The organism is Tenacibaculum tangerinum (genome assembly GCF_029853675.1).
GTDB classification, from domain to species: Bacteria; Bacteroidota; Bacteroidia; order Flavobacteriales; family Flavobacteriaceae; genus Polaribacter; species Polaribacter tangerinum_A.
On record NZ_CP122539.1, the window covers coordinates 2,697,813 to 2,710,915 of the forward strand.

Annotated in this window: 13 protein-coding genes; 9 read left to right on the forward strand and 4 right to left on the reverse strand. The window is 34.7% G+C overall.

Features of this window, described 5'->3' with window-relative positions:
* The first annotated feature begins 37 nt into the window (after nucleotides 1-37).
* On the forward strand, nucleotides 38-850 hold the full coding sequence (rsmA, locus tag P8625_RS12015; protein ID WP_279650697.1) for a 16S rRNA (adenine(1518)-N(6)/adenine(1519)-N(6))-dimethyltransferase RsmA: 813 nt from the start codon (nucleotides 38-40) through the stop codon (nucleotides 848-850).
* 73 nt (nucleotides 851-923) lie between these two features.
* Nucleotides 924-2,273 carry a magnesium transporter gene (gene mgtE / locus P8625_RS12020; RefSeq protein ID WP_279650698.1) on the forward strand — a complete coding sequence of 450 codons (1,350 nt, stop codon included), beginning with the start codon at nucleotides 924-926 and terminating at the stop codon, nucleotides 2,271-2,273.
* Here the strand turns inward: mgtE and P8625_RS12025 are convergent.
* Together P8625_RS12025 and P8625_RS12030 are read right to left on the reverse strand one after the other, a co-directional pair.
* On the reverse strand, nucleotides 2,270-2,947 hold the full coding sequence (locus tag P8625_RS12025; RefSeq protein ID WP_279650699.1) for a LysE family translocator: 678 nt from the start codon (nucleotides 2,945-2,947) through the stop codon (nucleotides 2,270-2,272). The genes mgtE and P8625_RS12025 overlap by 4 nt on opposite strands.
* A 21-nt stretch (nucleotides 2,948-2,968) precedes the next feature.
* On the reverse strand, nucleotides 2,969-4,012 hold the full coding sequence (locus P8625_RS12030; RefSeq protein WP_279650700.1) for a ferredoxin--NADP reductase: 1,044 nt from the start codon (nucleotides 4,010-4,012) through the stop codon (nucleotides 2,969-2,971).
* Between the two features lie 147 nt (nucleotides 4,013-4,159).
* On the opposite strand from P8625_RS12030, the gene P8625_RS12035 reads away from it, so the two are divergent.
* Genes P8625_RS12035 through P8625_RS12045 form a run of 3 tightly spaced genes read left to right on the forward strand, consistent with a single transcriptional unit; the run spans nucleotide 4,160 to nucleotide 5,870 of the window.
* Nucleotides 4,160-4,498, forward strand: coding sequence for a PadR family transcriptional regulator (locus tag P8625_RS12035; protein ID WP_279650701.1), 339 nt, complete (start codon nucleotides 4,160-4,162; stop codon nucleotides 4,496-4,498).
* 11 nt (nucleotides 4,499-4,509) lie between these two features.
* On the forward strand, nucleotides 4,510-5,166 hold the full coding sequence (locus P8625_RS12040) for a hypothetical protein (protein ID WP_279650702.1): 657 nt from the start codon (nucleotides 4,510-4,512) through the stop codon (nucleotides 5,164-5,166).
* Complete coding sequence (locus P8625_RS12045) at nucleotides 5,163-5,870, forward strand: hypothetical protein (protein WP_279650703.1); 708 nt, start codon at nucleotides 5,163-5,165, stop codon at nucleotides 5,868-5,870. The genes P8625_RS12040 and P8625_RS12045 overlap by 4 nt, the downstream gene beginning before the upstream one ends.
* A gap of 156 nt (nucleotides 5,871-6,026) precedes the next feature.
* Here the strand turns inward: P8625_RS12045 and rsmI are convergent, their stop codons facing one another.
* Nucleotides 6,027-6,698 (reverse strand): 16S rRNA (cytidine(1402)-2'-O)-methyltransferase, encoded by a 672-nt coding sequence (rsmI, locus tag P8625_RS12050; protein ID WP_279650704.1) that lies wholly within the window; start codon nucleotides 6,696-6,698, stop codon nucleotides 6,027-6,029.
* A 38-nt stretch (nucleotides 6,699-6,736) separates the two neighbouring features.
* Here rsmI and P8625_RS12055 point away from each other — a divergent pair, with 38 nt between their 5' ends.
* Entirely contained in the window at nucleotides 6,737-8,506 is a 1,770-nt protein-coding gene (locus P8625_RS12055; protein ID WP_279650705.1) for a 1-deoxy-D-xylulose-5-phosphate synthase, read from the forward strand.
* 402 nt (nucleotides 8,507-8,908) lie between these two features.
* On the opposite strand, the gene P8625_RS12060 is transcribed toward P8625_RS12055, so the two are convergent.
* Nucleotides 8,909-10,120, reverse strand: a complete 1,212-nt coding sequence (locus P8625_RS12060; protein WP_279650706.1) for an aminotransferase class V-fold PLP-dependent enzyme — start codon at nucleotides 10,118-10,120, stop codon at nucleotides 8,909-8,911.
* 91 nt (nucleotides 10,121-10,211) lie between these two features.
* On the opposite strand from P8625_RS12060, the gene P8625_RS12065 reads away from it, so the two are divergent.
* From P8625_RS12065 to P8625_RS12075, 3 genes are read left to right on the forward strand one after another with little or no spacing between them, the layout of a single operon-like run.
* Entirely contained in the window at nucleotides 10,212-11,537 is a 1,326-nt protein-coding gene (locus P8625_RS12065; protein ID WP_279650707.1) for a serine hydrolase domain-containing protein, read from the forward strand.
* 3 nt (nucleotides 11,538-11,540) lie between these two features.
* On the forward strand, nucleotides 11,541-11,882 hold the full coding sequence (locus tag P8625_RS12070) for an SdpI family protein (protein WP_279650708.1): 342 nt from the start codon (nucleotides 11,541-11,543) through the stop codon (nucleotides 11,880-11,882).
* A gap of 23 nt (nucleotides 11,883-11,905) precedes the next feature.
* Nucleotides 11,906-13,036 (forward strand): helix-turn-helix domain-containing protein, encoded by a 1,131-nt coding sequence (locus P8625_RS12075; protein ID WP_279650709.1) that lies wholly within the window; start codon nucleotides 11,906-11,908, stop codon nucleotides 13,034-13,036.
* Nucleotides 13,037-13,103 lie beyond the last annotated feature (67 nt).

Consider the following 13,103-nt stretch of genomic DNA (forward strand, 5'->3'; position numbering starts at 1 on the left):
GAACTTCAACCCATTACTATATTGTATCTTTACAGCTATGACCGTAAGAGCTAAAAAACATTTAGGACAACATTTTTTAACCGACGAAAACATTGCTAAAAAAATAGCTGATTCCCTTACCGAAAAAGGATATGACAATGTGCTAGAAATCGGTCCAGGCATGGGTGTTTTAACAAAATACTTGTTAGAAAAGGAATTGAAAGTTACCGTAATGGAACTCGATTCTGAATCTGTAGCCTATTTACAAGAAACCTTTCCTGTTGAACATCTTAAACTGAATACTTCGAAAGAGAAATTTACCATTATTGAAGATGATTTTTTAAAGAAAAACTTTACAGAGACTTTTAACAACCAACAAGTAGCTATTATTGGTAATTTTCCGTACAACATTTCGTCACAAATTGTTTTTAAAGCTATTGAAAATAGGGCCTATGTGCCTGAGTTTTCAGGAATGTTTCAAAAAGAAGTAGCCCAACGAATTGCCGAGAAAGAAGGAAGTAAAACCTACGGAATACTATCGGTACTCACACAAGCTTTTTATGATGCTGAATATTTATTTACCGTACCTCCATCGGTGTTTAACCCGCCTCCAAAGGTAGATTCTGGCGTAATCCGACTCATCAGAAAAGAAAACTACACACTTCCTGTTAACGAAAAGTTGTTCTTCAGGGTGGTAAAAACAGCCTTCAATCAACGAAGAAAAATGTTACGTTCAAGTTTAAAATCATTTAATCTTTCGGATAGCTTAAAAGAAGACCCTATATTTGCGCTGCGTCCAGAACAATTATCGGTACAAAGATTCATTGAATTGACGCAAAAAATAGCTCAAGACAACGATTCATCTTTTTGAGATAAGTTGATACAAGCACTGAATTAGATTTTGAAATATTCAATCCTCGGTTATCGAGTAAAATTTGTAAACTATGGCAACAGAAGTTACTAAAGACTTGTTAGAAAAAGTACAGGAACTGATTAGAAATCAAAAAGACACCGACCTTGCCAAACTTTTCTCAGAATTCCACTATGCAGATATCGCAGAGGTTTTAGATGAATTGTCTTTTGAAGAGGCTGTTTACCTTATTCGTTTGTTAGATAGTGAAACAACTTCAGATGTTTTAATGGAGGTTGATGAAGAGGTGCGTGAAAAAGTTTTTGAACAACTTTCTGCCAAGGAAATTGCCGAAGAAATCAATGAACTTGATACCGATGACGCTGCCGATATTATTGCCGAACTTCCAGAAGAAAGAAAACAAGATGTAATTCAGAAGATTGAAGACCGAGAACATGCCAAAGAAATTGTAGAGTTATTACGCTATGACGAAAATTCTGCTGGTGGTTTAATGGCAAAGGAACTTGTGAAGGTAAATGAAAACTGGAATGTACTTACCTGTGTAAAGGAAATGCGCCTACAAGCAGAAGAAGTAACCAGAGTACACTCTATTTATGTTGTTGATGACGAAGGTAAGCTAAAAGGACGCCTGTCGTTAAAAGATTTATTAATGGCATCTACACGAGCTAAAATCTCTGATGTGTATATTCCAAAAGTAGATTCTGTAAATGTAAATGATGAAGCAGAAGATGTAGCGAATATCATGCGTAAATACGATTTAGAAGCCATTCCTGTGGTAGATGAATTAGGTGTTTTGGTAGGTCGTATTACCATCGATGATATTGTAGATGTAATTAAAGAAGAAGCAGAAAAAGATTATCAATTAGCAGCGGGTATTACAAAAGATGTAGACTCTGAAGATAATATTTTGCAATTAACCAAAGCTCGATTACCTTGGTTATTCTTAGGGTTAATTGGAGGTATTGGTGCCGCAAGAATTATGGGCTTTTTTGAAGGTGCCTTAGAAGAAAATGCTGTTCTTTTTATGTTTACACCTCTTATTGCCGCTATGGCAGGAAATGTAGGTGTACAATCTTCGGCAATTATTGTACAAGGTTTGGCGAACGACGATGTAAAAGGAAGTGTAGCGAATAGATTATTGAAAGAAATGTCTTTAGCCGCCGTAAACGGATTTGCCTTAGCCGTTATTTTGTTTTTCTTTATTTGGGGTTGGAAGGGAGATGTAACAATTTCTTTAGCTATTTCAATTTCATTATTTGCCGTTATAATCGTCGCTGGTTTGGTAGGTACTTTTATTCCTTTGTTTTTGGATAAAAGAGGCGTTGACCCTGCTATTGCTACAGGACCCTTTATTACTACTAGCAATGATATTTTTGGGATTTTAATTTATTTCTCGATTGCAAAAATGATTATCGGATTTTAATCGATCGATTCTACTTGTTCGATTAGGTTATCGATTTTACTTTCGGGTATAAATCCTTTTAACATTAGCAAAACCCCAAAAACAATTAACAAAACCCCCATTCCGCGTTTTATTCGGTAAATTACCAAGGGGGTAAGTTTACTTTTTAATTGTTTAGCGAGTAGTATTTTTCCTAAGTCGGTAATCGCATAACCCGCTATTACAGTGCCAAAATACCAAGCTAAGTATTTCGGATTCATATCATACGTAGGCCCTATAACCACAATTAAACCCAACCAAAAAGCGAGTACTCCTATATTGATAAAATTTAAAAAAAAACCTTTGAGTAGTAATTTTAAGTAATTGTTACTTTCTAGCAATACAACATCGGCTGCTTGTACTTCTTTTTTATTGCTCTTATCTAAATACGTAATTAATCCGTAAACAATAAGTACCAACCCTCCGATAAGAAACAAACGCGGATCATCTTTTATTTTTTCTAGCAAGCTTCTACTTCCAAAATAAGCAATTAGCATAAAACAAATGTCTCCTAAAATTACACCTAAATCAAAAGCGATAGCTGCCCGAGCACCTTTTAAAATGCTCGTTTTAATCAACATAAAAAAAACAGGACCTATCATAAAAGCCATGAAAACACCTACAAAGAATGCGTTTTTAAAGTCGTGAAAATCCATTTTATAAAGTTACGCTTTTACCTAAACATCATCAAAATCTACTACAACTTTCTGTGTTGTCGGGTGTGCCTGACAGGTAAGTACCAAGCCTTCTTCCAGTTCCGCATCTGTTAAAACAGAATTTTTGGTCATTATTGCTTTACCTTCCGTAACTTTTGCAATACAACTACTACATACCCCTCCTTGACAAGAATACGGAGCATCTAATTTATTTCGTAAGCTCGCTGCCAAAATCGTGTCGGTCTGCTTCATAGTAAAGCTGGTTTCTTCATCATCTAACAAAACCGTAATCTCTGTATTTCCTTCTTTTATTTGATCAGTATTTTCTTCGGTAGTTGAAGCCGTAAATAATTCAAAGTAAATCGCGCTTTTATCAAGTCCACTCTCTTGTAGCGTTTCAGAAGCGATGTTAATCATTGCTTCTGGTCCGCATAAAAAAGCAGCATCAAAAGTAGTTTCTTTATACAGGTTTTTTACAAAATAATTTACATGCCCTTTATCTACCCTACCAAACAAGGTATTGTCTTGACGCTCTCTACTATACACATAATGCAAGTTGAATTGTTTAGGGTACTCTTGTTGTAGCAAGTTTAAATCATTGTAAAATATGGTATCTGCTATACTTCTATTTCCATATACTAAAGTAAATGTAGAAGACGTATCTTGTAAAACCGATGTAATCATTGATAAAATTGGCGTAATTCCACTTCCTGCTGCAAATGCAATGTAGTTTTTTCCTTCTTGTGGAGTTAGAATAAACTTACCTTCTGGCGCAGCAGCTTCTAACACATCACCTTCCTTTAACTCGGTGGTAGCAAATGTTGAAAACTTTCCGTTTTCTACAGCTTTTACAACTACTTTTAATCGATTAATTTGTGGAGAAGTACAAATAGAATACGCTCTGCGTACCTCTTCTCCCTTTATGGTTGCTTTTAAAGTAAGGTATTGCCCTGCCATAAATTGAAACGTGTCTTTCAAGTTGTCAGGAACGTTAAATAAGATTGAAACGGCGTCTTTCGTTTCTTTGATGATTTGCTGAATTGTTAGTTTATAAAAAGTACTCATACGGTCTAATTTGAATGACAAAAATAACAAACTCAGTACGAACAAAAGTGAGGGTTTTTATAAAATATATACCTAAGATTTTTATACATAAGAAAATTATGTATATTTGTATACCTAAAAAACTTAGGCATAAGAAAATGCATCATTATGGGAAACCAAAAACTGTATAAAGGATCGTTACAAACTATTATATTAAAATTATTAGCTGAGCATGATAAAATGTATGGGTATGAGATTACTCAAAAAGTAAAAGAACTTACCCAAGGTGAGTTAAAAATTACTGAAGGCGCCCTGTATCCTGCCCTACATAAATTAGAAGCAGAAGGATTGTTAGATGTAGAAGTCGCTAAAGTTGGTAATCGCTTACGAAAATACTACAAGCTTACCGAAAATGGCACGACAGAAACGGCAAATCGGCTTTCTGAAATGCAAGAGTTTTTAAATACCATGCAACAGTTGGTAAATCCTAAATTTAGTTTGGAGTAAAATTTATAGTTATGGAATTAACGAAAGAACAAATTAAAAAAATAGATAATCGGTTAAAAAGAAAAGGTATTAACTATTGGGATTTGCGTATTGAAATGGTTGATCATATTGTTTCAGACATAGAAGAAAACGCTACATCTAATGATTTTAAAGTGGCACTTGAAAAGTCTTTAGATAAATTAGGCTGGCGAGGAAGTTTACATAAACAGAATCAAGAAGGGTGGCAAAATGTGAATAGAAAATATCGAAGAGAATATGCTAAAGAAATTTTACACTTTATTAAGTCTATTAAAAATATGTCGACTTTTATCTTTTTTTCTTTTGTATACTATCTCATTTCAAAACACTTAAATTTTGACGATTTCAAAAAGCTAAGCCTAGCAATGTTTTTAGTTCCTTTGGTTATATTTCTTTTTTTAACTACCAAACAATTAATGAAAAAGTACGGAAAATCTGTAAATGTAGATTACGGTATGTTCTATTTTTTATTTCCTTTTTTAATGATAAATTTTCCCTTACAACTCATTAAAGAATTTACTGAGGATTTTCAAAAAATAAGCATTATTATTATAGTCTCTCTTTTCTGGGTTTTTAGCTACATTGGGTACAAGGTTTATAGAACAGCTATTACTGTAGTTGAAAAAATGAAAAAAGAATTGACCTTATGAAACTCACCGATCAACATATAAAAGAGCTTTATACATTTACACGTCAACATTATGTAGAACATTACGACGTACAAACAGAATTGGTAGATCATCTCGCTAACGACATAGAACAACTATGGGAAGAAAAACCAACCCTTTCTTTTGAACAGGCTAGAGATGCCTCATTTAAAAAATTTGGAGTATTCGGATTTATGAATATTGTTGAAGAAAAACAAAAACAACTCGGTAAAAAGTACCGAACTATTTTATGGAAGCATGTTAAAGAATGGTTCAGACTTCCTAAAATTATTCTAACCATAGGTGTTTTCTTCTTCTTCTATTACTGTATGCAAATTTCTATTGGAATTTATGTACTTGGCGTTTCACTACTCATTTTAGCCATTCTTAACCTCTATTGGGTGCTTCAGTTAAAAAAAGAGTTTAAAAAAAGAACCCGAAAAAATCATAAAAAATGGATGCTTGAAGAACTCATTTTTAACGTGGCTTCTTTTGGAGGAATTTTAGTCGCCTCAAACTTACCTCAACTGTTTACCTATGCTGAAAAAACTCCTTCTAACTTAGGTGCTTTTAGTATTTCGTTACTGATAACTTTAGCAATTGTTTATTCCTATATCACATTGGTAATCATTCCAAAAAAAGCAGAGGTTTTACTCCAAGAACAGTATCCTGAATATAAAATTGCGAACAATCTAATGGTTGAATGATTCAATAAACCAATGATTTAATGATTTAATGATTCAATGAGGTAATGATTCAATGAGGTGATGAGGTAATGAGGTAATGAGGTAAGAAGATTACGATTGTAAAATTTAGAATTATTGTAATTAAAGAAAACTAAACATTAAAAATTCGTAATTCTATTACTTTTTCCCTTCCACCACAATTACAATTTCTCCTTTTGCTGGTTTTTCTGTATAATATGATAGTACTTCTTTTACATTTCCTCGTTTGGTTTCTTCAAACAATTTTGTCAATTCTCTAGAAACAGAAAGTTGTCTATCTTCTCCAAAGTACTCCGCAAAATTGGTGAGGGTTTTTAATAACTTGTGCGGACTCTCATAAAAAATCATCGTCCGTGTTTCTTCTGCCAAGAACTGTAATCGTGTTTGACGTCCTTTTTTTACAGGTAAAAAACCTTCAAACACAAACTTATCATTTGGTAAACCCGAGTTTACCAATGCTGGCACAAAAGCAGTAGCTCCTGGCAAGCATTCCACCTCAATATTGTTTTGTACACAAGCCCGTGTTAACAAGAAACCAGGGTCAGAAATTGCTGGAGTTCCCGCATCAGAAATCAACGCAAATGTTTCTCCCCCCTGCAAACGTTTTACAATGGTATCGACCGTTTTGTGTTCATTGTGCATGTGATGCGATTGCATGGGCGTAGTAATCTCGTAATGCTTTAACAGCTTACCACTAGTGCGTGTATCTTCGGCTAAAATACAATCTACCTCTTTTAAAATACGCAATGCTCGTAGCGTAATATCTTCTAAATTTCCAATGGGTGTAGGCACCAAATACAATGTACTCATACCACAAAGCTACAACAAAGTTTTCTTACATTTGTGTTATGCCACAAAAGCTGTTAAAAAATATCGACCTCTCTTCAGATGTACGAAAGTTAACACCTGAACAACTTCCGCAGTTAGCGAAAGAAATACGTGAATTTATTATTGAGGTAGTTGCTGCGAAAGAAGGGCATTTAGGCGCTAGCTTAGGAGTCGTAGAATTAACCATAGCACTCCATTATTTGTTTGATACTCCAAACGATTTGTTGGTTTGGGATGTGGGACATCAGGCGTACGGACATAAAATTTTAACAGGAAGAAAAGATGTTTTTCATACCAACCGCCAGTTGGGAGGTATTTCAGGATTTCCTAAACGTTCTGAAAGTGAGTATGACACCTTTGGTGTAGGGCATTCTTCTACCGCTATTTCTGCCGTTTTAGGAATGGCAATTGCTTCGAAATTGCAAGGCATAGAAAAACATCATATTGCCATTATTGGGGATGCTTCTATCGCAAGCGGAATGGCTTTTGAAGCCTTGAACCATGGGGGAGATACCAATGCAAATATCTTAGTTATTTTAAACGACAATGCGATTGGGATTGACCCTTCGGTAGGTGCTTTAAAGGAGTATTTAACCAAAATTAAATCTCCTCTATTAAAAGTGGAACAGCACAATATTTTTGAGGCCTTAAACTTCGATTATTCTGGACCTATTGACGGACATAATTTTGAAGAGTTGTTGCGAGAGTTAGAGCGATTGAAAAAAGTTTCGGGACCTAAGTTTTTGCATGTCATTACCACCAAAGGGAAAGGGTTGCGACAAGCAGAGCAAGACCAAGTAACCTACCATGCTCCTGGAAAGTTTGATAAAATTTCTGGAGAAGTGCTACCCAAAGAAGAAAGTGAGTACACCAAATTTCAAGATGTTTTTGGTAAAACCATAGTTGAACTGGCGCAACAAAATGAAAAAATTGTAGGAATTACCCCTGCCATGTTAACAGGAAGCTCGTTAAAATTGATGATGCAAGAATTTCCTGAGCGCACTTTTGATGTAGGCATTGCCGAACAGCATGCTGTAACCTTGGCTGCGGGTATGTCTACCCAAGGACTGATTCCGTTTTGTAACATCTATTCTACTTTTTTACAACGAGCGTACGACCAAGTAATCCACGATGTTGCCCTGCAAAACCTACCTGTAATTTTTTGTTTAGACAGAGCAGGATTGGTAGGAGAAGATGGCGCAACGCATCACGGTGTTTTCGATTTGGCGTATTTGAGTTGCATACCCAACCTAATTGTATTTGCACCTCGTAACGAAATTGAGTTACGAAATAGCATGTTTACTGCACAAAAAGGACTTAAACAACCTATAGCTATTCGATACCCAAGAGGAAAGGGCAAACTACGGCAGTGGCAATTTCCTTTTGAAAGTATTCCCATCGGAAAAGGAATTTGTTTGCAGGAAGGAACTCAACTAGCAGTACTATCTGTAGGAACTATTGCCGATAATGTTTCTGAAGCTATGAACCAACTTGAGAATAAAGAGGTCATTGCTCATTACGATTTCCGCTTTATCAAACCTTTAGACACCCAACTTTTAGAGACTATTTTCAAAAAGTTTGATACCATTATCACTATTGAAGAAGGTACGATTAAGGGCGGATTCGGAAGTGCGGTGTTAGCGTATGCTTCTGAGGTAAACTATAAAGGGCATATCAAACTACTAGGCATTCCTGATGCATTCATACATCACGGAACGATTCCGCAGCTACAAGAACTTTGTAAGATAGATGCTACCTCTATTACAAAAACAATTCAAGGGTTGTTGTAAACTTTTTTTAAAGTAATTATGAGGTTTACGAATAATTTTTCCATGTACGGCTAGTTACCATTATCGTTACAGATATCAGTTACTTACAACAACTTCAAATTTTAGTTCTTTTGCCATTTTTGCTCGTAATAAGGTTTTCGTATGGTCATTGCGAGGAGGGAAGGACGAAGCAATCTGTTTTTGATTACCGTCACCTCGAATGGCTTTGAGAGATTTCAAGGTTTTGAGTTACTATTATTCATGAGATTACGTCACTACACTACGTTTCGTTCGTAATGACATTTTGTTTCGAAGTAATAATGACCTCAAATGCGAAATAATAAAAGATAAATCGTATTAAATATCAATAAATGTAGTACTTGGTAATTTTCAGGTTTTTTATAACAACAAGTTATTACTTGCTTAACTCAGCATCATCTGTGCTTTTTTAACCGCATTCACTAGCACATCTATTTCCTCTTTCGTATTGTAAAAAGCAAAAGAAGCTCTCACCGTTCCTGGAATACCGTAAAAATCCATAATAGGCTGTGCACAATGGTGTCCTGTACGAACAGCCACCCCCAATTTATCTAAAATCGCTCCGACATCATACGGATGAATTCCTTCTAAATTAAATGATATTACCGATGTTTTTTTTGAAGTTCCATAGATTTTTAATCCCTCTATTTTTTCTAGTTCTTGCGTAGCATACGATAACAACTCGTTTTCTTGTTTTTCTATGTTTTCAAAACCCACTGCATTCATATAGTCTACCGCCACTCCAAAAGCAATACCGCCACAAATATTTGGCGTACCTGCTTCAAACTTATGAGGCAATCCTGCATAGGTTGTTTTTTCAAACGTAACTGTTTCAATCATTTCTCCACCTCCTTGATAAGGAGGTAACAATTGTAACAACTCTTCTTTACCATACAACATTCCAACGCCTGTAGGTCCGCACATTTTATGGGCAGAAGCCACGTAAAAGTCGGCATCTAAAGCTTGAACATCGGGTTTGATATGAGGCACTGCCTGCGCTCCATCAATCAACACATAGGCGCCAAACTTATGCGCCGCATGAATTATTTCTTTTATTGGATTGATGGTTCCCAAAGCATTCGACACATGGTTACAAAAAACCAATTTGGTTTTTGGGCTTAGCAATTCATGGTAACTGTCTATTCGCAATGCACCCTCTTTATCCATCGGAATTACCCTTAAAATCGCCCCTGTTTTTTCACATAACATTTGCCAAGGTACGATGTTAGAGTGATGCTCTAATGCAGAAACAAGTACCTCGTCTCCTTCCTTTAAAATAGCTGCAAACCCCGAGGCTACGATATTAATTCCGTGTGTAGTACCCGAAGTTAAAATGATTTCATACGAATGTTTTGCATTGAAGTGTTGTTGAATTTTTTTTCGTGCTTCTTCGTATTTATCGGTAGCTTCCTGACTTAAGGTATGCACACCTCTGTGAATATTGGCATTGTAATTCGTATAGTAATCCACGATGGCATCAATAACCACCTGAGGGGTTTGCGAAGTTGCTCCGTTATCCAAATACACTAACTTTTTTCCGTGTATTTCTCTATTCAAAATAGGAAAATCAGCTCTAATTTTATCGATACTAAACATGTAAAAATCAAATTTAAGACAAAGGTAGGACTTGCATTTCAAATACAAACATCAAACAATTAAATTCTTACATTTGTCATAAATCATTCAAATGAAAATTTTTAAAAGAATTCTGTTAGTTGTTTTAGTTGCCTTTGTACTAACCTTTTTTTACAATTACCCTAAATTAACTCTTCTTTCAGGATATGCTGCTAAAAATACGGCTTCATCGGTATTCCTCGCCAAAAGAAGTTTGGCTTTTACCGATGCAAACGACAATAATTTTACTCCCGTAAACATTGCTTCTAATGAAATTAACACCGACGAAGCATCGGCTGCGAGTTCTGTGCTCGGACTGAACAAAAGAAAAGCGATTTACCGAGAAGGATTGGGCGCTGTTTTGGTAACTGATGATTTTGATAGCAGCCAACCGCAACTCACCCCAAAACGTTCAAAACCTGATAATTCGACTCCTTTCCCCTACGGAAATGCAGACCCAAAAGACACTGTTTTTGCGAATATTGATTATGCAAAGCTGAAGGAAACGATTGATACCATTTTTAACGATAAAAATAAAACTCGTTCGGTCGTAGTGATATACAAAGACAACATTATTTTTGAAAAGTACGACACGGGTTTTACCAAAGATTCAAGACAATTGGGATGGTCGATGACTAAAAGTATTACAGGTACGTTGTTCGGAATTTTAAAATGTAAAGGGAAAATTAACCTTCAGCAAAACAACTTATTTCCAGAATGGAAAAACGATGAACGAAAAAACATTACCATTCATAATTTACTGCAAATGAATTCTGGTTTGGAGTGGGAAGAGGACTATAACAGTATTTCTGATGCTACGAAAATGTTGTTTTTAGAAAAAGATATGACCCAAGCACAGGTACACAAACCTTTGATAGGCAAACCGAACGAAACGTGGAATTATTCTTCTGGAACGACCAATCTATTATCGGGTATTTTGCGAACAAAATTCGACACACACCAAGCGTATCTCGATTTTTGGTATAGCGCTTTGATTGATAAAATTGGCATGAACTCTATGCTTGTTGAAACCGATATGAGCAATCATTATATAGGCTCTTCATACGGTTGGGCAACGGCTAGAGATTGGGCAAAATTAGGCTTGCTATACTTGCATAATGGTGAATGGAACGGAGAGCATTTATTTGACAACGAATGGGTTAGCTATGCTACGACCCCTACCGCAACTTCTGATGGAAAGTATGGTGCACAGCTCTGGTTGAACGCAGGAGGTAAGTACCCCGATGTACCTAAAAATATGTATTCTTTTAACGGTTATAAAGGTCAAAATGTATTTATTTTACCCAGTCAAGAGTTGGTCGTAGTTCGTACAAGCCTGACTAAAAATGCAGATGTAAACACCTTGCTAAAAGGAATTGTAAATGCTATTAAAACTTAAACTATGAATCCTTTCTATTACGTACTTTCAGTAAACGGATTGCTGTTTGTGTTCAGTCTTATTTTCTATTTTTTTCCACCTAAAAAAATCAATGCTATTTACGGGTATCGCACGAACAAAACCATGAAAAATGACACGATTTGGCAGTTTGCCAATGCTTTTTTTACTAAAGAATTTCTAAAGTATTCAGCAATTTCGTTGGTAGCAGCCTTTGTATTGGCGTTTATCGTACAAGAATTAACCTGGCAACCCATGGCAATTATGTTGTTGTCCTTAGCGGTATCTGTAATAAAAACCGAACAAGAACTAAACAAGCGTTTTGATGAGGAAGGAAATGGGAAGTAGATAAAATTCACAGTGAAAATTGTATGAATACTAATTTTAATTTTTTTAATAGTTTAATTATTAGCGGAGCTTTACAAGGAATTATCTTTGCAGCAGTTGTTTTATTATATAACAAACACAAATCGAAGTCTAATTTTTTTCTTGCTCAGGTTGTTTTATACCTATCCTTAAACAATTTGTATTATTGGTTCGTTGATGTTGGACTTTCTCAAAACATTCCTTATTACGAAAACTTATACATTCCATTGAATTTATTGATTCTTCCTTGCTATTATTGTTTCGTTATTAGTTATTTTAATATAAAAGAAAAAACCACTTATCTGTTTGTTCCTTTTCTTATCAGCTTGTTAACACATATTTTTCTACTAGTATATAAACTGTTTTTTACATCTCACTTTATTATATCTCAAAAAAACATCCATTTCTTTTACTACGCAGAAGAGTATCTATCAGCTCTCTTTACTCTTTTTGTCATTTTTAAAACGTTTTCTTTTATAAAGAATTATGAAAAAAACGCAAAAGAATACTCTTCTAAAATTGTAAAAAAGGAAACTAAATGGCTGAAAAACCTATTATTTTTTGGTATTTTTATTTCTATTTTATGGATATTACTAACCTTATTTAGTCAATATTTTAACATCTATCAATTACAAACTAATAACACCTACTTTTTATGGTTGAGTATTTCTTTTTTAGTGTATTGGTTAGGATATAACGGAATATACTATAACGGAATTTTTAATCAAAGAACGGAAATACGAAAACAAACAATAGATAATAAAGCTATAAAAACTAGACCTAGTTCTGAAAAAGGTAAACAACAAGTTGAGGATTTTAAAGCAATAATAAAAAATCAAAAACTATACCTAAACCCACAGTTTAGTCTTTCCCTATTTTCTAAAAAACTCGACTTAAGTGAAAGTTATCTGTCACATATTTTCAACCAAAATTCTTCTATTAATTTTTCAGAGTATGTTAATAAACTACGCGTAGAAGAGGCACTAAAACTATTAAAGAACAGTCAATTTAAAAATTATACGATTGTTGCTATTGGTTTAGAGGCAGGCTTTAACTCTAAATCTACTTTCTATCATAATTTTAAAAAAGAAGTTGGCGTAACCCCCACACAGTATCGAAAAGAAAACATGTCCTAATTTTTTTAGATTCTAAATATTCAGGACACTTAAAACCCTCTTTATAAATAGGTTTGTGGTCATATAA

Bases quoted from the DNA above. Each gene is read 5' to 3' on its own strand.
- rsmI (WP_279650704.1), bottom strand. From the start codon at position 6,698: ATGAGTACATTGTATTTGGTGCCTACACCCATTGGAAATTTAGAAGAT.
- rsmA (WP_279650697.1), top strand. From the start codon at position 38: ATGACCGTAAGAGCTAAAAAACATTTAGGACAACATTTTTTAACCGAC.
- P8625_RS12040 (WP_279650702.1), top strand. From the start codon at position 4,510: ATGGAATTAACGAAAGAACAAATTAAAAAAATAGATAATCGGTTAAAA.
- P8625_RS12055 (WP_279650705.1), top strand. From the start codon at position 6,737: ATGCCACAAAAGCTGTTAAAAAATATCGACCTCTCTTCAGATGTACGA.
- P8625_RS12030 (WP_279650700.1), bottom strand. From the start codon at position 4,012: ATGAGTACTTTTTATAAACTAACAATTCAGCAAATCATCAAAGAAACG.
- P8625_RS12035 (WP_279650701.1), top strand. From the start codon at position 4,160: ATGGGAAACCAAAAACTGTATAAAGGATCGTTACAAACTATTATATTA.
- P8625_RS12075 (WP_279650709.1), top strand. From the start codon at position 11,906: ATGAATACTAATTTTAATTTTTTTAATAGTTTAATTATTAGCGGAGCT.
- P8625_RS12060 (WP_279650706.1), bottom strand. From the start codon at position 10,120: ATGTTTAGTATCGATAAAATTAGAGCTGATTTTCCTATTTTGAATAGA.
- P8625_RS12025 (WP_279650699.1), bottom strand. From the start codon at position 2,947: ATGGATTTTCACGACTTTAAAAACGCATTCTTTGTAGGTGTTTTCATG.
- mgtE (WP_279650698.1), top strand. From the start codon at position 924: ATGGCAACAGAAGTTACTAAAGACTTGTTAGAAAAAGTACAGGAACTG.
- P8625_RS12045 (WP_279650703.1), top strand. From the start codon at position 5,163: ATGAAACTCACCGATCAACATATAAAAGAGCTTTATACATTTACACGT.
- P8625_RS12065 (WP_279650707.1), top strand. From the start codon at position 10,212: ATGAAAATTTTTAAAAGAATTCTGTTAGTTGTTTTAGTTGCCTTTGTA.
- P8625_RS12070 (WP_279650708.1), top strand. From the start codon at position 11,541: ATGAATCCTTTCTATTACGTACTTTCAGTAAACGGATTGCTGTTTGTG.